At 39.4% G+C, this 19,981-nt stretch carries 15 protein-coding genes; 3 read left to right on the plus strand and 12 right to left on the minus strand.

All coding sequences use genetic code 11. From position 1 onward, the window contains the following. Window positions 1-98: 98 nt before the first annotated feature. From RMZ95_RS11060 to RMZ95_RS11085, 6 genes are all read right to left on the minus strand, one after another. Window positions 99-425, minus strand: coding sequence for a helix-turn-helix domain-containing protein (locus RMZ95_RS11060; protein ID WP_322684562.1), 327 nt, complete (start codon window positions 423-425; stop codon window positions 99-101). A 61-nt stretch (window positions 426-486) separates the two neighbouring features. Beyond that, a complete protein-coding gene (locus RMZ95_RS11065) occupies window positions 487-5,325 on the minus strand; it encodes a glycosyltransferase (RefSeq protein ID WP_322684561.1) in 4,839 nt (1,612 codons plus the stop codon). Window positions 5,326-5,349: 24 nt separating this feature from the next. Beyond that, the gene (locus RMZ95_RS11070) at window positions 5,350-6,564 is read right to left on the minus strand and encodes an aminotransferase class I/II-fold pyridoxal phosphate-dependent enzyme (RefSeq protein WP_322684560.1); all 1,215 of its coding nucleotides are present in this window, start codon (window positions 6,562-6,564) and stop codon (window positions 5,350-5,352) included. An 11-nt stretch (window positions 6,565-6,575) separates the two neighbouring features. Next, window positions 6,576-7,124 (minus strand): class I SAM-dependent methyltransferase, encoded by a 549-nt coding sequence (locus tag RMZ95_RS11075; protein WP_409882408.1) that lies wholly within the window; start codon window positions 7,122-7,124, stop codon window positions 6,576-6,578. A 6-nt stretch (window positions 7,125-7,130) separates the two neighbouring features. Then, window positions 7,131-8,420 (minus strand): ATP-grasp domain-containing protein, encoded by a 1,290-nt coding sequence (locus RMZ95_RS11080; protein WP_322684558.1) that lies wholly within the window; start codon window positions 8,418-8,420, stop codon window positions 7,131-7,133. Between the two features lie 45 nt (window positions 8,421-8,465). Continuing rightward, window positions 8,466-8,864, minus strand: coding sequence for a tetratricopeptide repeat protein (locus RMZ95_RS11085; RefSeq protein ID WP_322684557.1), 399 nt, complete (start codon window positions 8,862-8,864; stop codon window positions 8,466-8,468). A gap of 910 nt (window positions 8,865-9,774) precedes the next feature. Here RMZ95_RS11085 and RMZ95_RS11090 point away from each other — a divergent pair. Next, window positions 9,775-9,993 (plus strand): DUF4327 family protein, encoded by a 219-nt coding sequence (locus RMZ95_RS11090; protein ID WP_012407469.1) that lies wholly within the window; start codon window positions 9,775-9,777, stop codon window positions 9,991-9,993. Window positions 9,994-10,084: 91 nt separating this feature from the next. Here RMZ95_RS11090 and RMZ95_RS11095 read toward each other — a convergent pair whose 3' ends face one another. The 3 genes from RMZ95_RS11095 to RMZ95_RS11105 all read right to left on the minus strand — a co-directional run bounded on the left by RMZ95_RS11095 (window position 10,085) and on the right by RMZ95_RS11105 (window position 14,655). Continuing rightward, the gene (locus RMZ95_RS11095) at window positions 10,085-11,371 is read right to left on the minus strand and encodes a protein kinase domain-containing protein (RefSeq protein ID WP_322684556.1); all 1,287 of its coding nucleotides are present in this window, start codon (window positions 11,369-11,371) and stop codon (window positions 10,085-10,087) included. A 120-nt stretch (window positions 11,372-11,491) separates the two neighbouring features. After that, complete coding sequence (locus tag RMZ95_RS11100) at window positions 11,492-13,483, minus strand: serine/threonine phosphatase (protein WP_322684555.1); 1,992 nt, start codon at window positions 13,481-13,483, stop codon at window positions 11,492-11,494. A 356-nt stretch (window positions 13,484-13,839) separates the two neighbouring features. Further along, window positions 13,840-14,655 (minus strand): basic amino acid ABC transporter substrate-binding protein, encoded by an 816-nt coding sequence (locus RMZ95_RS11105; protein ID WP_322684554.1) that lies wholly within the window; start codon window positions 14,653-14,655, stop codon window positions 13,840-13,842. 131 nt (window positions 14,656-14,786) lie between these two features. On the opposite strand from RMZ95_RS11105, the gene RMZ95_RS11110 reads away from it, so the two are divergent. Beyond that, complete coding sequence (locus RMZ95_RS11110; protein ID WP_322684553.1) at window positions 14,787-15,986, plus strand: PLP-dependent aminotransferase family protein; 1,200 nt, start codon at window positions 14,787-14,789, stop codon at window positions 15,984-15,986. A gap of 201 nt (window positions 15,987-16,187) precedes the next feature. On the opposite strand, the gene RMZ95_RS11115 is transcribed toward RMZ95_RS11110, so the two are convergent. From RMZ95_RS11115 to RMZ95_RS11125, 3 genes are all read right to left on the minus strand, one after another. Then, the gene (locus tag RMZ95_RS11115; protein WP_322670449.1) at window positions 16,188-16,814 is read right to left on the minus strand and encodes a J domain-containing protein; all 627 of its coding nucleotides are present in this window, start codon (window positions 16,812-16,814) and stop codon (window positions 16,188-16,190) included. Window positions 16,815-17,085: 271 nt separating this feature from the next. Further along, window positions 17,086-17,694: an ATP-dependent Clp protease proteolytic subunit gene (locus RMZ95_RS11120; RefSeq protein WP_322670450.1), complete on the minus strand. Its 609-nt coding sequence runs from the start codon at window positions 17,692-17,694 to the stop codon at window positions 17,086-17,088. A 128-nt stretch (window positions 17,695-17,822) separates the two neighbouring features. Beyond that, window positions 17,823-18,485 carry an ATP-dependent Clp protease proteolytic subunit gene (locus tag RMZ95_RS11125; RefSeq protein WP_322684552.1) on the minus strand — a complete coding sequence of 221 codons (663 nt, stop codon included), beginning with the start codon at window positions 18,483-18,485 and terminating at the stop codon, window positions 17,823-17,825. A 238-nt stretch (window positions 18,486-18,723) separates the two neighbouring features. Here RMZ95_RS11125 and RMZ95_RS11130 point away from each other — a divergent pair, with 238 nt between their 5' ends. Further along, window positions 18,724-19,980: a VWA domain-containing protein gene (locus tag RMZ95_RS11130; protein ID WP_322684551.1), complete on the plus strand. Its 1,257-nt coding sequence runs from the start codon at window positions 18,724-18,726 to the stop codon at window positions 19,978-19,980. Window position 19,981: the final 1 nt, after the last annotated feature.

Consider the following 19,981-nt stretch of genomic DNA (forward strand, 5'->3'; position numbering starts at 1 on the left):
TGCATCCAAATGAAAAGCGATATATGATTTACCACTACACAAGCAAAGTCCACCTCCGTGGACTGTAAGGTTTTTAACCCGCGTAGGCGAATTTTGCCCTATAGCGAGATCACAGTTTCAGCAGATTGGCCCGACGTATGATGAGGGCGAAGATGCAAAGTGATTTCCGTATCGAGTCGCTTGAGGAAAATGAGGAGTTTGCCTTCACTGAACCGTTGAAACTCTCCTTTCATCAAATGAGATACTTCTGGTTGGGGAATGCCAAGAAGTTCGCTAATTTCGCGCTGTTTCAAATTGCGTTGAGAGAGGAGGCGAAGTACTTCAATCCCTATCTTGCCCCGCGTAAAAAGTTCTGAAGCATTCGACAAACCGAGGTCAGCAAATACGTTGCCACTGCTTTCTTCAAAAACGGGTTCCTGTGTCATTATTGTTTTTCCCTTGGCATTGCATCCTTATAACGTTGTTTAATAATCAGTAAAGTGCTTGCTACAAACTTAAGCTATCTACATCGCAGGATGGAAGAGTTTCTGCTTTGGCTTGTGCGATCGCCTGGTGATTATCTGTTGCTAAAGTAATTCGAGTATGAATTCTAAGCAAAAGAGTTTTCCATTGTGTATCACTCATCTTACTAAGCAGAGAAATTTCTGGCCCTTCAGTTATATCTACATCATCTTCCATGAGTAAATTCATGGTCAAAGACGATAAAAGCATATCGGCTTCTTCTTCAGAAATATTTTGAGTATCTATGAGAAGAGTTATGTGGCTTTTATCTGGGTGAGTGGTGAGAGTAGAAATGACACTTGCTAAATCTTGATATAGTAAATCTTCTGGCTGTAACCAGTCTGGGAAAATAATTAGATTAATATCTCCTAAGCGGAAATTTTGACTCAGAGTATCTGCAAGATATTTACTAAATAGTTCTTGAAAGAGGCTGCCTATTTTAGCTGAGTAAGCGCGGCTATCTAGAAAACTAGGATTAGCTTGCATTTTTTCCTTGATCTGGGCGCTCTTTTGTTGGCAAAACTCAGGGTTATTGCCGAGTGCAACTGCTAACTGTATATAAGACTCTTCACTATCTGCGACTAAATCAGGTATATTTAATGCTTGCACCATTGCAGCCCCCATTGCAGAGCGAAAACTAGTTCCCCGTCTAGCAATTACTGGTAAATTAACCTGTAGTGGTTCTATCAAAGAAGTTGTTCCAGAAAATGGAAAAGAATCTAGATAAATATCCGCAATTTTAAAGTATTCTTTAACTTCTTGTCGATTTGGCACTGGCTGAGGATCTAAAACTATTAATTGTTCTGCTGGTATTCCATGCTTTGAAAATACTTTAATTAACTGATTTACAAAGGCTTTTTTAGGATAATTGTTTGACCAATTCGGGCCAAATGGCAGAAGCACTAAAACAGAGTTAGAAACTCCAGAAATTATTTTTGCCCAAGTATTAATTAGTTCCGGGATAATTTTAAAGAAGTTAGCACCAGAGATAAAAATAACTGTTTCTTCGGATATACCTAAACTTTCTCGATCGACTTTGACAGTTATATTTTCTTCTTCATTACCATAACTAAAGCAATGAGCAGACCCTTCAAGTTTCACTAACTTTTCTTTATATTGCTGTTCTGCCGTTGGTGATGGATCGGTTAGCGTACCAGAAATGTAATAATCTATATGCCGTATTCCTGTTGTTACCACAGATCCGCCACTTGTGATTTGTATTCTGGCTAACCGATGCATTGATAAGAAGCAGATTTGATTGGTTACTGCCGTCACATTGGTAGCAATAAATAATATATCGAGATCATCAGCACGAATAATATTTACCTGTTCTTCTAAATTTTGTGGTAGTAGTTTAAAAGAGTTGGCACAGCTTTGGCAATATTGCTCTAGTTGATGACCACTTTGATTAAGAGAGTACAAAATTACTTCAAAATCTCTACTGATATATTCATAAACAGGTAGGTAAGCAAATGTTTCAGAACCAGGTAGAAAATGTGCAGCCAGGACACCCAAACGAATTTTTTTTCTGGTTATAGGTCTATCAGCAAAATCGTAATCTACCTCATAACCCTTCATTGTTAGTAAATATTCTATAATTTCTGCACGTTTAACATAGATATCTTTAAGATTCTGCTCATTAAAATATAGTGGAATAAAATTATAAATAGACACAAAAATACTAATTATTTTATCCCACAATTGAGAATCATAATTTTGTAATATTGATGTGTGTAAATAATTAATCCATCCTTGCATAAAGTAATAGTAATTATCTGCTTCACCCGGCTTTTGAAAGTGAACTGGGGAAGAAAATAGGAATTGTAAATAATCCTGAACTAACCAACGGGGTATGTGAGAGAGGTCGCACTGTAATGTTAACTGGTCAGCACGGCAATACAGCATAGCTGCTAGTAAACTCTGAATTGCTTTTGGCCGATCAAAACCTTGAGATATACTTGTAACGATATCATTAACAAAAATCTGCTCTTCATTAGCCAAATTTTCATATTTGATGCTATTATTAACTAACATGTTATGTGTTTTACCTAGCAAACCCACATACATATCTGTTATCTGATCGTCTGAAGCATTTAGACATTCTTCTGCTATTTGTTTTCGCAACTGATGCAATTCTTCATTTTGTTCACTTAAAGCTGCGTATCTATAAAGTGCTTGTTGTCTCGTTGCTTGAGGATATCGTTGATCGCTGTAAATCGTCTGAAACAATTTTTGATAATCTAATAAAATAGCATCCTTTAAAGCCGTATTGCGACGAGTTTGTTGTTGTGGGTGTATCCTAAAGTGAGATAAAACTTGATCGACAAAACCAACTTTGTATTGGCTCATAATTCTGAGCCACATTTCCAAATCTACAAGTTGACAAAACTCAGAGTTAAATAATCCTACTTTATCAAAAACATCTTTTCTAATTAGTACTGTGCTTGGCTCTCCAATTTTATTAATTGGATTGTCAAGTATATTTTGATCTAGCAAAAGTTGCTGTCCTGATTGAATTGTTTTTAATGTTGACCAAGCTTTATGTACATCTTTAGCTTCGTGATGCATTAAAAAGTTTGAATCATAGACGGTGGTGCCAGTATTAGTGAAGAGTGTTCGCGGTGAGAAAACCAAACCTATCTCTTCATCTTGTTCAGCCAAATTAACCATTTCTTCAATAGCAGTTGACTCTAATAAATCATCTTGAAATAAAAACTTTATATATTTACCTTTAGCTTGAGAAATACAAAAGTTCCAATTTTGAGCTAGTCCAAATTGGTTATGTTCAAGAATTGAGAAATCGAAGGATGATTTTTGGTTAAATGATTTAGCAATCTCAACTGTTCTATCAGCAGAATTATCATCAGATAAAATAATTTCTATATTTGGGTAGGTTTGGCATATAACACTATTAATAGCTTCTGCAACAAAATTTTCACCATTAAAAGTAGGAATACAAATACTAACTAACGGTTGGCTTTGTAAGAAATTAGTTTTCTTGTAAGCAGTTTGTTGCTGTGATTTATTTAATTGATTTTTATCTAGTAATTGAGCTTCACATATAAGCAATGAATCTGCTCTAGTTTCACGATTCCTTAGCTCAGGTATATCACTCAATCCCCATGCAACATCCTTGATATTGGTATAACCTGTTTCAAAAAGTCTACGATTTAACTCTTCTCTATCGTAAAGCCACTGATGACCCCACCAACGAAAAGAAATATTTAGCATTTCGGCACGAGTTTTAATAAACTTGAATTCTGGCCAATTCAACCATTCTTGATTTTGCCACTCTTCAGAATTGTATTTCTGTACAACATACTCTAAAGAAGGCATAGCTATACGTAATATTCCCCCTGGCTGTAAAACACGGTAACACTCGCGGAGAAAAAATCTAGCTTCTTCAACTGTCAAATGCTCTAAAAAATGCTCATTATATATCAATGCACAGGAATCATCATCAAAAGGAAGTTTTTGTGCAGCATTACAAACTAAATCAACAGCTTTTTTATTTTTATCTATATCTATATTTATCCAATTATCAAATTTAATATGTCCGCACCCAATATTCAATTTATAAGGTTTGTCAAAAGTAGATAAAATTAAACTTTTAGCACTAAAATCTTCCCAAGTAAGAGCCGGAATTGTTTCTAATCCAGATGAATAAATTACTTGTTCGTCTTCTTCAGTGAAAACTATTTTTCCTGTAATAAGAGGTATGAGATTCCGCCATTTAATTTGACTTAGATTCCCGGTAAAAGAAATTTGTACTTCCTCACTTACTTCTATTTCTTCCTCCATATAAAGATTCATAACTATAGTAGATATATACAAGCTGGCATTTTCTTCACTGATATTATTAGTACATATTAGTAAAGTTATTTCATGCTTATTAATATGACTGTTTAATCCTTTAATAAGATTTGCTAAATTTTCACATAATAATTCATCCGATTTATTCCAATCTGGAAAAATAATTAAATTGGTATTTCTTAACTGTAAATATTCTTTCAAATCAACAGATGAAGAATCAATTGATTCTTTATCCTTTAAGACACTGGCTAGTTGTTGAGAATAAAATTTTATTGATGTATTTATAATTGCTTGATGTTGAGAATTAAAATCATATTTTATAGTCTCAAGCATTCTAATAGTTTCTTTTATTTGGTATTCTCGGCTTTTACCAGACCATACTCCTTTTGCATGAATCCTATATGCTGACATAACTTCATCAATATATCCTATTTTTCCATGCTGTGCATTTAAAATATGGAAAGTCCAATCTCCCATACTTTGTTCATAAAACCAATCAGGAAATTTTTGTACTAAACCAGCACGATACATTACTGAAGGAGTGGAAATAAAATTGTTTATTAACAAATTTTCTATAGTAGACGTTTTTGGCTGATTGTGTAGAAAAATTGCAGGTGAGTAACTATTATCTTGCCAAAATACTAATACATTGTGAAAACATATAGCAAAGTCTAGGTTTTTATCTAAAAAATCTACTTGTTTTTGTAATTTTTCGCTAGAAGTCCAGTAATCATCACCTTCTAAAATTGCAATATACTGACCTTGGCAAGCTTGCAACGTTTGGATAAAGTTTTTGTGCATACCAAGATTTTTATCAGGCAATAACAACCGAATTATTTCTGGATACTTATTTTGGTAATCAATAATAATTTGGCGTGTATTATCTGTAGAACAATCTTCCCCTATAACAACTTCATATTCAAAATTAGTTTGCTGCATTAAAATACTTTCGATTGCCTGGGCAATATAATTTTCATGATTATAGGTAATCATTAAAATACTTACTTTCATTTTTTTACCTCTAATATATAAATTTTAGATATGTGAATAAAATTGGACTTTGGAAAGTTCGCAACTATTTGCAACGACTAACTTGATAATTTGACAAATTTTGCTAATATCTTCTGGTTTTAATGCCGTGCCTGTTGGTAGGCAGAGTACTCGTTTGGTAAGTTTTTCAGTTTCAGGTAGCAATAGCCTATTATGAGGAAAATAAGAACGATAAGGTTCCATATTATGGCAACCTGGATAGAAGTACCTTCGAGCAATAACATTTTCAGCCTGTAATATTTCAACTAAATAATCTCGGCTTATACCAAAATCATTTTCATCAATTTCTAAAATAATATACTGATAATTACATTTTTGTGTTTCGTCATAAGTAATAACTTTTAGTCCAGGAATACTCTGCAATTCTTGTTCATATTGTTGGTAATTACGATAATTGATAGCAACAAAATCTTCTAAACTTTCAAGCCCTGTCAAGCCCATTGCTGCTGATGTTTCATGCATTTTTCCGTTTGTGCCAATATAGATAACATTATCGAGTCCGGCAAAACCAAAGTTAGTCATCAGACGAATTTTTGTGGCTAATTCATCATTATTAGTCACAATTGCTCCACCTTCAAATGTGTTCAAAAATTTAGTAGCATGGAAGCTAAAAACTTCTGCATCCCCAAAACTACCAATCATACGTCCTTCATGTGAACAGCCAAAAGCATGAGCCGCATCAAACATTAATTTTAAGTTGTGGGTACGGGCAATTTTACTTAAAACCTCCACGTTACAAGGACGACCCCACAAATGAACGCCAATTATACCTGTAGTACGTGGAGTTATTAATTGCTCTATTTGCTTTGGATCAATGTTGTGTGTTTTAGGATGAATATCACAAAATACAGGGGTAATTTCTTGCCATTGTAGAGCGTGTGCAGTTGCAATAAAGGTAAAAGAAGGCACAATAACTTCACCTTTTAAACCCGCAGCGCGGATGGCTATTTCTAGTGCTACTGTAGCGTTACAGCTAGCAATGCAATGCTTGACTCCGACAAATTCAGCAATGCGTTGCTCAAATTCTTGTACATAAGGCCCATTGTTCGTTAGCCATCTTTTATCTAAGATGTCATTGATGCGATTAAGTAGGTGTTCGCGGTTTCCAATATTAGGACGACCAACGTGTAATTTGTCAGTGAATGCGGGTGTCCCACTAAAAATAGCTAAATATTTTAAATTTTGTTTCAAATCGTTCATAATTTATGATTTTATTTAATTAATTTTTCTGCTACTACTGTGTAATGTACTGGCATTAATTGCCGCTCTAATGTTTCAATATTCTTCAACTCTAATATAGAAAAATCTTTTAATAGAACCCGTAATCCGTGTTCTGTAAAACGCCAACAATCTGGTAGTGGGCCATGTATCCTTAAGTTAAAGGGAACGCTCAAAAATATTATTCCTCCTGGCTTAAGAATTCGCCAAATTTCTGCTACTGCATTAAAAGGCTGGAGAGTATGTTCTAAGACTTCAGTACAAACTATATAATCAAAACTGTCATTTTTTAAACAATTATTGTATGTACATATATCACCAATATATGTACAACCAGAAGCAGGATTTATATCAAATGTTTCAACCTTTATTGATTGTAAAAAAAAAGGTTTAGCTCCTTCGTAAATTTGAGGAGCAATATCTAATAAAATGCCTGGTTTCTTAGCATAATCCTTTGCGACATATATCATAAAATCAATTATGCTTTGACGGATAATTTTCAGATGTTCGATATCCATTTGACTAACTATAATATCTGACATTATTGGCTAACCTTTGTAATCTAAAAGCATTTCAATCATACTAGAATCAAAAGTAGGAATACTTAGCTTAGTATTAACAGATTTACGCTCAGTGAAGCTATCGTCAATAAAAATGGCATTTTTTTCAAGAATATAATTTGCTTTATATGCTGATTTATCAATTTGAATAATGCTATCAAAAATGTATTTAATCCGATATTTTTCTAGGAAATTATTAATATTACCTGTATGTTTTGTTAATAAAATAATTTTTTTGTTATTATTAACACATTGATATAAAAATTGTATAAGACTTAGATTAAGCTTTCCATTTATAACTAAAGTGTCATCTAAATCAACATATACTGTTTTATATTCTATATTGTGTTTATATCGATTTATTAATGCTCTATCTAGCTCTAGATCCAATTTATTAGTGATAATTTCGATGGGAATATTTTCCTGTTCATATATGCTAAGTAACGAAAAATTTATTCCCTGTACTCTATGAAAAGCCATAGCTCCTGCTATTCGAGGAGCAATTTCTAAAAGTTTATAATTTCCATCTTTATCTTTCTTCAATTGAAAAAACCAAGCTCCATAAAAAGTTAGTTTTTCTGAAATTAACTTAGCATAATTTAAAAAAAATTCGTTGCTACTATTATTAGTAGAGCGACTATTCATAGAAATTCCGCTTTTTGTTCTAACTCTTTGTCTACCTCTACAAAATATTAATCCTGTATGACGATGAGAGAAACAATCAATTGTATACTCATCACCAGGAAGGTATTCAGTAATAATATATTCTTGACTTTTAGACAAAACTAGAGAAAGATGTTGTTTGTTGTAAACAATATGTGTATCTTGAGAACCTTGACCTTTATCAGGTTTAATAAATACAGGAAAATAGTCTATTTCGTCTAGACTCCGATATATCTTTGGAATCGGAAGATTTGTAGAAAACATCGCATATGTTTTAGATTTGTATCTAGTAATTAAACAAGTTTCTAAAGGAGAGCTAATAATTTTAGCTTTAATGTTTTCTGCATTTATAGCTAAAGAAATTACTATATCATCGTAAGCTGGAAAAATATAATCTATATTATTTTCGATGATTATTTTATTTAAACTGTCTATCCATGCAGGATCATGAATACTTGGAATACTGAAGTGATTCTTAAATACGTATGGTGCATGATTTGACATATCAAGACCCACAGAATATAGTTGAATATCTTTGCAACTACATAAGGCATTGTAAATCTCTAAACCTATTTCTGTTCCTCCTGGAAATACTAAAACTTTATATAATTTCATTAGTTTTCAATAAATCAGTAGTCAGTAATTTGAAAATATTTTGAATTAGCGATCGCTATTTCCCTGTTGCTTTTTAATCTTTTCTAATACAACTTTGTAATCTTGCCGCTCAGGGTGTAACTTCACCAACTTCTCCAAAGGTTCCATCGCACCTTTCGTATCCTTTAATTGCAACCGCAGCAAAGACAATTTCTCTAAAGCAAGTTGGTTTTCTGGTTCCCGTTGTAAAACCAACTCGTAGCCCTGCGCCTGTTGCTGTAATCCTGACTCAGGAGAAGCAGACGCAGTTGCTGGCTTAGGTTGGGTAGCCTGTTGGATTGCTGGAACGACTGCAAATAACGTAGAACCAAAAAACGAGAACATCGACACTATCGTGAGAATCTTTTGTCGCCGCTGAATCTGCTTTTTGCGGTTAATTAGGTATTCTTCGTCTGAACCAGCCATGTCTCACATACTTGCTGCGGTAAACACTTAAGTATCAGCAAGCCTCCGTTCTGAGGATACCCATCTGCTCAACAGAAAATAACATCCGCGCTAAAAATTTTTTACACAAACTTCAAATGCTGACTCTGAAGACGAGAGAACCTTATGGTAAGCCTATGCTGTAGCAACAATTTTGCCGTGCGTAGTTTACCGCGTAGGCATCGCTCCTATACCTCAAAGCAAAACCCTACCCTGTGCCCTAACAGGTCTTATTCTCTGATCAAAACATAAAAATTATATAAAGATTTGCAATTATTTCGCCTAAAGCCAGATGTTTGCGATAATCTCAATAACATTTAAATCAACAGAAAGAGTAGATCATTTCTACTCAATTGCAAATTTCCCAGTCGGTCAAAAACCTTCAAAGTAGCTTGTATCCTATAGCTACTGCAACAAGCAAGCATATTTTTCTTAATTTAAACAAACAGAATTTTCCTAGTACTCCTCAGTCACACTACTTAGTGGAACTTCCCTGAGGACTAATTATTCTGCTCGGCGTCCACAATAGATATCTTACGAAAGGTAGTGTTGCACTGTTGCGGAAAAAAGGTAAACGTAAAGAGGAAAAACAAAAGGGGCAAAAGTTAAAGGAAAAAGGGTAAACATAAGCATCCCTTACTCCTTCTCCCAAAACTTTTGTCTGACTTCTGCAAAAAGTTTAAGGACTGCTTGGTAAAATTGGGATTTTCTGGTGGTAATTACCGTACAAAACCGAATTTATCAGTAACTTAGTAGAGTTTGTTATGGTATAGTTAAAAAGTTAAGACTAGCTTTACCAAATTAAACCACTCTACGGGCCGGCAACAATTGCAGAATGGGAAGCAGTTTTAATTAAGCATTTACCCACAAAATTCAGAATTCAATCGAGGTTATGACTCAGCAAGTGATTCACCCAATGGTGAAATTGCAGCGCAACGTGCAATCACTCATAGAATCGAATATTATCAAGCCAAGCGATAGCATCTGGAAAATCGCTCTGCTCTATGGTAATGAATGGCAGCACTGGAAACAAGAACTGCTTGACTTTGGCTTTAGTATGCAAGACCCAGTTAGTGAATTGCTAGCTGTAGAAACTTGGGATGAAGAGTAGGGAATAGGGAATAGGGCATAGGGAATAGAAATTTTTAATATTCACCACTCCCTAGACGCGATTAATCGCGTCTCTACATACTCCCGATTCTCTAAACTTTGCAGGAAGCTAAAGCCGCAGCCAATTCTTTTGCATTTTGATAGCGATCGCGTGGCAATGGTTCTGTAACCCGATCGATAACATCTCTTAATTGGGAACTAATGGTGGGAACTTTTGCCACATCAAACCTGAAGTTTCGCCCTCGTTGGCGGTAATACTTGAACGGGTTTTCGCCTGTGAGCAGAAAAATCAGCGTTGGGCCAATTGCGTACAAATCAGATTGAGTTAAAGGTTGTCCTCGTTCTTGTTCGGGAGCGCAGTAACCTTCTGCGCCAATTCGAGTACCGGGCGCTGTGCCAATTTCTTTAACTGCGCCAAAATCTAGCACCACTATACGATTTCCTGAACTTCGTACCATTAAATTGGCGGGTTTGATATCGCGGTGAATCAGTGGAGGCTCTTGGCTATGAAGATAGTCCAAAATATCACAGGTTTGGATCATCCAAGCGATCGCTTGGTTTGGTGTCACTGGGCCAGTGGTATAGACACGTTTCTCCAAATCTTGTCCGTGGATTAGTTCCATTGCCAAGTATTTTTTTCCACCTTCTACAAAGAAGTCATAATACTTGGGAATTCCAGGATGGTTAAGGGATTTGAGAGTGTGCGCCTCTCGCTCAAATAACTCTTGAGCTTTGACAATTTTTAGCATATCAGCATTCATTTGCTTCAACACCAGCAGTTGTGGCACACCCGCAATCAGACCAGCCTCATCCCAAGCCAGATAGGTAGTACCCATACCTCCTTGTCCGAGAGTTCGCAACACCTGATAATGGCGAATTCTCTGTTGGACTGAGAGAGGTTGACCGCAGTGGATGCAAAACAGATTGTTTGGCGAGTTGCCTTCGTGCGTGCAAGTAGAAGATAAATTTGCCAGATTTCCTGCTGAGTAAAGTGTCTCGGCGGCGTTTTCTTCTGTACCTTGTATTTGTTGGTGCGATCGCAAACCAGTTTCCAGTACTGTTACCTGCTGAATTTGGAATTGCAATATTGGGCCTCCCTGTGCCAATTGCAAAAGGGAATTATCTGGTAACGGACTCTGAAGTACAAGGATACCGTTGAGAAAAGTCCCATTTGTACCCTGACTAATCAGCTGCCAAGCATCGCCATTGCTAGCATCACCGACTTTTCTCAGTTCTAGATGATGCCGCGAAACTAAACTATCATTTAAAACAACGTGATTATCTGCCGCTCGACCAATCCGAATTATGGAGGAGTTCTCAAAGCTCCACTGCTGGAGGGGCGTTTTCTGTTGCGGTTCTAACAGGGTCAGACTAACCACAATGTAACCTATAAGGTAAGAGGACTGAGTATTGGGGATTGGGGATTGGGGATTGGGGATTGGGTATAAAGAATTTTATCTTAGTCCCTAGTCCCCAGTCCCCCGTCCCCAGTCCCTTCTTTAACTTTCTAGATTTGGGCGTACTTTTGCCCGAATAAGTATACCAGTAATATTGTCGTGACCGTTGTGTTGATTTGCCAAATCAATTAATTCTGTAACGCCCCGTTCTAAGTTAGCACCAGAACTAAGTAAGGGTTCTAAGTGGGTCTGCCAATGAGTTTCTAGTAAATCATTGTCTGATAGACCGTCCGATGCCAACAGCAGAAGAGTGTCTTCGTTAATGTCGAAAAAGCCAACGTCGGGATTAATCGAGTTTTCATCACGAGGCCCCAAGGCTTGGGTAAGTTGGTAAGCATCTGGGCGGGCGTAAGCTATGCTTGCTTCCACTCCTCGATTTATTTCCCGTTGCCCAACTTCGTGATCTACTGTGACTTGTTCTAGCCCCTGCTTGCGCGTCAGGCGATAGAGACGGCTATCTCCCACATGAGCAACTGCTGCTTGAGTATCTTGAATTAAAAGCATTACTAAAGTTGTACCCATACGCCCAACTCCAGAACGGGCATCTTGTTGATTGAGCTTGTAAATCGCCTCATTAGCTAAATACACTGCCTCACGAATGCTATCTTCTGTTGGCAGCTGGTTGGCAATCCAGTGTTCTTGAAAGTATTCCTGTAGGGTGTTGACTGCTAACTCGCTGGCTATCTCGCCGCCAGCATGTCCACCCATACCATCACAAAGAATATACAAACCATGCCCTTCTAAAACTCGACTTTTAGGGAACTCCAGTTTCTGAATTTTGGTTTCGATGCCAAAGCAGTCCTCGTTATGATGACGTTGACGCCCCACATCTGTGCGTCCTGCATCTTCTAAGCTACTTAACTGCATCGCCAGCACCACAGTTGGCATATCATCAGTTTTGCTAATGATATCTTCTAACTCATCTGATTGCGGGGTAGTGGACACAGCAGTATTGTTCTCCTTTATTGGGGGCAAAGTTGGGCTTCCTAATGCTTCCAGTTCAACAGAGATTTCCTCCAAACGCGATCGCAATTGGGCGATCGTCTGAATCTTACCTACCTCTAAATCCCCCAACATTTGGACTACGGAGCCAAATTGAGTCCGTTGCGATTGTCTAAATAGTGCTTGCCAAACCCTTCCCAAAGCTTGGATAGTTAACGGCTCCTCTGGAATGGCAGATGTTTGGCGAGGGACATCTTCTGACGACTCTGTGGCAGGCTGAGAATTCGGTGATTCCACATACAACCTTTGTAGTGCCAACGTTTGGTCTTCATCCAATCGCAAATTCGACAAATCTAAAAGGCTTTGACGACAATTTACTGGTTCCAATACTGCCCAAAGTTGGGTCATTTCATAACACCAGTGTAAAATTTTTAACGAACTGGTTGTTTCTTCTTGCCACAGGTCGAGTAAATACTGCCAATCCGAGCGGTTTTCGATTATTAATACCTGTATATCACCTTGCTGCCATGCGTCGTGAATCGACGGTATCCTCCGCTCACCTTGGGATTGTAAAGCAATATAAAGTTTAGCAAGGCGAGGAATCTCATTCGCTTCCACTGATGGTGTGAGCAAATCTGATTCCTGATTTTCTAGGATTGCCTCAATCGGTGATATTTGATACGGCTGACAGTCTATAACTCTCACACCCACATCAGTAATAATGGCGGTTTCCGTTTGCGTAGGTAGCGCATCTAATAATTGATAGCGTTCTTGGGAGTCTAAATAGGAGCCTAATGTAATTTGAGTAGGAGATACAGGAGATGAGGAGGGTATTGCTTGTTCATCTCCCTCACCTCCCACATCTTTGACATCCCCTTCTCCTCTCAAAGCTTCCCCAGTCGTTTCTTTAGCAATAATTGCCCAAAACACTGTTCCACATTCTGCGTCACAGTTATGACAACGTAATACATTCACAGGTACATCATCGGTACCGCATTCAGGACAAACCTTGTGAGTCAGGGATGTGCCACAGTTTTGACAGAATTTGTTGCTATTGGGGTTTTCAAATTTACACTGAGGGCAAATCAGCATAGTGGAAGTTCCTTTATTCCCATTCGTTCCAAGGTGCTTCTAGCCACTAACATCCAAGGTGCCACAATTGGCTGTCCCTGACTACAGTAGATTGTAGTTGATCAATGAATTTTAGTGGCAGTATTAATTGTGACGCATATTAGATAAATATTTCATATATTGGCAGCTAATTCCTTGGAAATGGGGAATGGGGACTGGGGACTGGGGACTGGAACTGGGGACTGGGAACTGGGGACTGGGGACTGGGGACTGGGGACTAGGAAATAATTTTTCTACTATCCAATCTCCAATGCCCAATCCCCAATGCCCAATCCCCAATCCCCAATGCCCAATCCCCAATGCCCAATGCCCAATTATCAAGAGTCTGGCAATTGTGGAGGTTCAGCGTCAAACCATTTTTGATAAATTTGCTTATAAGTGCCATTGGATAACAAAGTTGCTAAACCTTTGTTAATTGCATCCAAATGCGGTGAATCTTTGGGCGTAGCAATCCCGTAGTATTCTTGGGTAAGCAAATCCGCAACAACTTTGATGCCTTTGAGTTTGCCATTTTTAATCGCATACAAAGTAGCGAAAGCATCGCTAACCACAGCATCAACGTTGCCATTGAGTAAGTCTTGGAAAAATTCTGGCCCAGAATTAAAAGTACTAATTTTGGCGTTGGGGATGGTTTTGGCAAAATCTGCCCCAGTGGAACCAATTTGGACAGCAATTTTTTTACCTTTGAGACTATTGAAGTCTTTAATATTTTGATTGTCTTCGCGGACAGCGATCGCAAGTCCGGCTTTAAAATAAGGTCGTGAAAAAGCAATTGTTTTCAGGCGTTCGGCGGTAATTGTGATTCCACTAATTGCTGCATCAACTCTTTTAGCTTGCAAAGTTGAGATCGTGCCATCAAAGGGCAGACTTTCAAACTGGATCGTAAAATCTGCTACTTTAGCGATGCCTGCGGCGGGCGACGCCAACGCATTCATCAAATCAATATCAAAACCTTCTAATTTACCGTCAGCTGTTTGAAATTCAAAAGGGACAAAGGTGGGGTCTGTGGCGACCTTGAGAATTTTAACATCTGGGTTAGTAGTGGGATATAAACTTTGACAGGCAATAATTAGTAGTAGGCAGCCTAAGCTTAGAATTAGCTGCTGCCACTTGAAGTTAATTAATTTCACCATAGTAATTTTGTTCTAGCAACCAATTTTTACGATACTTGTCAAGATGTTATAAGAAAGAATACATACGTATGACTTTTTGCTAATTGCCTTTGTGTGTGTTCTATATTCTGACTCTCAATTTTTAATCGCTTATGGCTTCTACCACTTCTGCTTACCAAATTGCTGATTTGTTCGCCGAAAGAGCTAGAAATCTGACACCACCAACTTACGGCACTGAGTTAACCAAAATCATCACCGTCAGCTTTGCCTATGGTCTGGCTGACCCAATTCTCTTTCCTCATGCTGATTTGTCTGCTGCAAGTGCTGCTGTACTGGCAGAAGAAGCTCCGCTCGCTCTCAATTACGGGCCACCTTCAGCCCAACTTTATGAACAAATAATCCTCCGCTTGCAGGCTCAAGGAATCCCTGCCGATCGCGATCGCGTGATTATTGGCTACGGTTCAGGTCAGATTTTGGGCTTGCTACCAGATGTGTTTGTCGAACCTGGTGATGTGGTAATTGTGGAAGGGCCAACCTTCTTGGGAGTAGTTAATAGATTTGTCCAGGCTGGCGCCCGCCTGATTACCATTCCTGTAGATGAGATGGGAATGGATGTAGATGCGTTAGAAGAAACTTTAAGCGACTTGAAAAAACAGGGGATTCGACCCAGGTTTATTTACACTATCCCTACTTTTCATAATCCCACAGGCTCTACTATGCCGTTATCTCGTCGCCAAAAACTGGTAGCGTTAGCGGCTGAGTATGGCGTGTTGGTGGTAGAAGACGATGCCTACAGCGATTTGCGCTTCCAAGGTGAAGTTATGCCATCCTTGGCAAGCCTTGACAAGGATGGGTGGGTGTTATACGTGAATACCTTCTCGAAAATCATTGCGCCTGGTATCCGGCTAGGCTGGGCTTGTGGCGATCCAGCAATTATTGAGCGGTTGGCAATGTTCAAAAGTGAAGGGCCTGTGGGGCCGTTTGTCAGCCATGTGGTTGGTCGCTACTGTGCTACAGGCAAATTAGATTATCATATTCAGGAGCTAATCGCCTATTACAAACATAAGTGTAATTTGTTGTTGGAAGCGATCGCTCAAGAGTTTCCCGGTGATGTAGTTGCTTTGCGACCAGGTGGTGGCTTTTTTGTGTGGTGTAAATTGCCGCCAGACATCAGCGCCGAAGCACTCCTAACTGCTGCCAATGAACACGGTATCAGCTTTCTCCCAGGAACTCGCTGCTACGCCAATGGACAGGGAGATGATGCCATCAGGTTAGCTTTTAGCTTTCAACCAACTAAAAAGATTGTCGAGGGAATCGCTACCTTGGGAGCAGTGCTACGTGGATGGCGGTAATTCGTAATGACGCTCCTGCATCGCTAACGCTGCGCTAACGTAATTCGTAATTCATAATTCGTACCTCGTTCCCAGTCTGAGACTGGGAATATTCTTTGAGAAGCTCCCGCCTCCCATCTCAGTGGTAGCAGCCCAATGAAGACCATTTCCTTTTTAGAACCTGGAAACGAAATTTTGGTTTTCAAGAAATTTTGTAAATCTTTAAAAAATTTGCTCCAAGCGCTGGAAATCACGCTGGACTTCATACCAGAGACTTTTATTATGAGGGTCTGTTTTCAAAGCTTTTTTAAGATAAATTCTGGCTTTGAGTAGTTGTTTTTCGGAAATTAGCGCCCGTCCCCAAATTTGATAGGCGATCGCTAACCATTGACGAACTTCTGCATCTGTTGACAAACGATCTGCTAAAGCTTCCGCCAGGGCGATCGCTTGCGGAAATCGTTTTTCTTGCAAAAATCGCTGCAATTGCTCATAAGTCTTCCACTTCAGCCGTTCTTCTATTTCCAACAGATTAGGCGGCTTTGGTTTCCCTGATTCTTGACTTGTCACCGTTGTTACTGGTGTTTTCTGCCTATGCGTTGCCTTAGCGTCATCACGCCCACCAGATGTTGATACCTGAGTTGAATGTGCCACAGTTTCCTCTGGTAGTACCACTGTCATCAGGAGTTTGTACGCTTCTGTCAAGGCAATAAACTTATCTTTGGCTTTGTTGTCATCTGGGTTGATATCGGGATGATATTGCTGCGCCAGTCGTCGGTAAGACGCTTTGATGTCAGCAAAAGAAGCTCCCGATCTTAAACCTAGTAAACGGTAGCAATCTCCAAGATCCATCTTGAGCTATCAGCTATCGAATATTTAGCTATTGGCTATTATCTGTCAGTATCAGCTTCAAGCCCGGACTATTAATGATAAGGGCTAATTTTCTATTTTAAAGTTCAATGTTGACAGTTTGTTTATAAAAGGGCATTGGGCATTGGGCATTGGGCATGGGGCATTGGGCATGGGGCATTGGGCATGGGGCATTGGGGAATTAATTATTCTTCCTTGTTCCTCTGCTCCTCTGCTCCTCTGCTCCTCTGCTCCCCTGCCCCCTACCTCCCTACTAACCAGCTACTACAGAGGTTCGTTCTTCAATCACACGGTCAATTAAACCGTATTCTTTTGCCTCTTCGGCAGACATGAAAAAGTCACGATCCATATCTTTTTCAATTTTTTCTATGGTCTGACCTGTTTTATCAGCATAAATGCCATTGAGCTGGTGACGAATCCGCAGAATCTCTCTAGCTTCAATTTCGATATCGGTTGCTTGTCCACGGGTACCACCTGAAGGCTGGTGAATCATAATCCGTGAGTGAGGCAATGCTAGGCGTTTGCCTTTGGTGCCAGCAGCCAGCAGGAAAGACCCCATTGAAGCAGCTAAACCCACGCAAATAGTCACTACATCTGATTTGATATGTTGCATGGTGTCAAAAATAGCCATGCCAGATGTAACCATTCCACCGGGGGAATTGATGTATAAATAAATGTCTTTACCTGGATCGTCTGAGTCCAGATACAGCATTACAGCGATAATTTGATTGGCAATTTCATCATCAATATCACGCCCCAAGAATATAATCCGTTCTCGGTAAAGGCGATCGTAGATGCTAATCCAATCTGTATATTGTCCACCGGGCATCCGGTAAGGAACTTTAGGAACGCCTATAGGCATAATTTACTCCGTTTTTAATTAGTCATTGGTTATTGGTCATTGGTCATTGGTCAATTGGTTGTTAACATTAATAATTTTTGGTTATTAACATAAGGACAAAGGACGAATGACAAAGGACAAAAGATAAATTAAAGAACACTGGCAGGAAGTGGAGGATTGGCGAGTTCTTCTTTCTCAAAAACCCGGTCAATTAAACCGTATTCCTTCGCTTCATAGGGTGTTAAATATAACAACCGATCCATGTCTTTAGTAATTTTTTCTGGAGCCTGTCCAGTGGTGCGATGTAAGATATCAACTAACGCCCCTTTATTTACCAAAACTTCCCTGGCGCGAATTTGAATATCCGTTGCTTGACCTTGGGCGTAGCTCTTGGGCTGATGCAGGATAATCGAGGAGTGAGGCAAACTAGCGCGGCAACCTTTTGTACCAGCACTGAGAAGCATCGCTGACATACCCATCGCAGAACCGACGCAGATGGTATGGATAGGAGGCTTGATATATTTCATGGTGTCAAAGATGGCGAAGGCTTCGGTTTCAAAGCCAATGGGTTCGCCACTGTAACCGGATGTGCCGGTGGAGTTGATATAGATTTTAATCGGTTTTTCGGGGTCGTCGGATTGCAAAAACAGCAATTGGGCCACGATCAATTCCGTGACAGCAGGCACCAGTGGCATCCCAATATAGACGATTCGCTCCTTCAATAAAAGGGAAGGTAAATCTGGCGGTGGTGTCCGGTAAAAGTTATCGCCGTAATATGGGGCTTGAACAGCCTTGATTGGGGAATTGTCCATAGCAACTGATCGCCTGAAACTATGCCGTTAACTGTAATACATCCTAGCGCGATGCACGCTTCCCTCAAGGTGCGGATTTCTCCCTAATGGTGAAGGTGGCTTCGCATCTGCCAACGCTTGGCTTCTAAGATATTCTGATTATATTAGTGTATTTGTGTTGGATAGGTTTTCCGTAGAGCTAAAGTGGTGCTTTGAAGTTATTTTTTAATATGTATATCCTGAATAGGGACTCTGAGTTATGAAGGTTAATTTGCAGCCTGCCTTGAATGATGGTAATTTGGACGCAAATCAACTGAACAGTCAACGTCAGTTGGGAATTTCGATTTCGGCGATCGCAGAAAATCAAGACCGCCATGTACCCCTGAATTTATGCTTAATTCTCGATCATAGTGGTTCGATGAATGGGCGATCGCTAGAAACGGTGAAAAAAGCAGCGAATCGTCTGGTGGATAGACTTAACCCTGGCGATCGCTTGAGTGTGGTAGTTTTCGATCACCGTGCCAAAGTTTTAGTACCCAGTCAAAGTATCGAAAATCCAGAGAAAATCAAGCAGCAAATTAATCGCCTAGCCGCCGATGGGGGAACTGCGATTGATGAAGGGCTGCGCTTGGGGATTGAAGAGTTGGCGAAGGGAAAAAAAGATACTGTTTCCCAAGCCTTTTTGTTAACCGACGGTGAAAATGAACACGGTGATAATAATCGCTGTTTGAAATTTGCCCAATTGGCTGCTAGCTATAATTTGACTTTAAATACTTTGGGATTTGGTGACAACTGGAACCAAGATGTTTTAGAAAAAATTGCTGATGCTGGCTTAGGTACTTTATCTTATATTCAAAAACCCGAACAGGCAGCCGAAGAGTTTAATCGCCTGTTTAGCCGCGTTCAAACCGTGGGATTGACTAATGCTTATCTGTTATTCTCCCTGATGCCCAATGTCCGGTTAGCGGAACTTAAACCCATCGCCCAAGTTTCCCCAGACACAATTGAGTTACCACTGCAACAAGAAGCTGATGGACGTTTCGCTGTGCGGTTGGGAGATTTAATGAAAGATGCAGAACGGGTAATCTTAGCTAATATTTATTTGGGACAATTGCCAACAGGTGAACAAGCGATCGCTAATGTGCAAGTCCGCTACGACGATCCAGCCGCCAACAAAGTAGGTTTAGTTACACCAAATATCCCAGTTTATGCCCATGTAGTCAAAAATTACCAAGCAGACCCGAATCCCCAGGTGCAACAGTCTATTTTGGCATTAGCGAAGTATCGCCAAACCCAGTTAGCCGAGACGAAATTACAACAGGGCGATCGCTCTGGTGCGGCGACGATGTTACAAACGGCTGCGAAAACTGCGCTGCAAATGGGAGATACTAGTGCAGCGACAGTGTTGCAAACTTCTGCCACCCAGCTACAATCTGGCGGAGATTTATCTGAAAGCGATCGCAAGAAAACCAGAATTGTCTCCAAAACAGTTTTGCAAGATACCCCTCCCCAGTAAA

It is taken from the genome of Nostoc sp. DedQUE07 (genome assembly GCF_034530975.2).
Taxonomy (GTDB): domain Bacteria; phylum Cyanobacteriota; class Cyanobacteriia; order Cyanobacteriales; family Nostocaceae; genus Nostoc.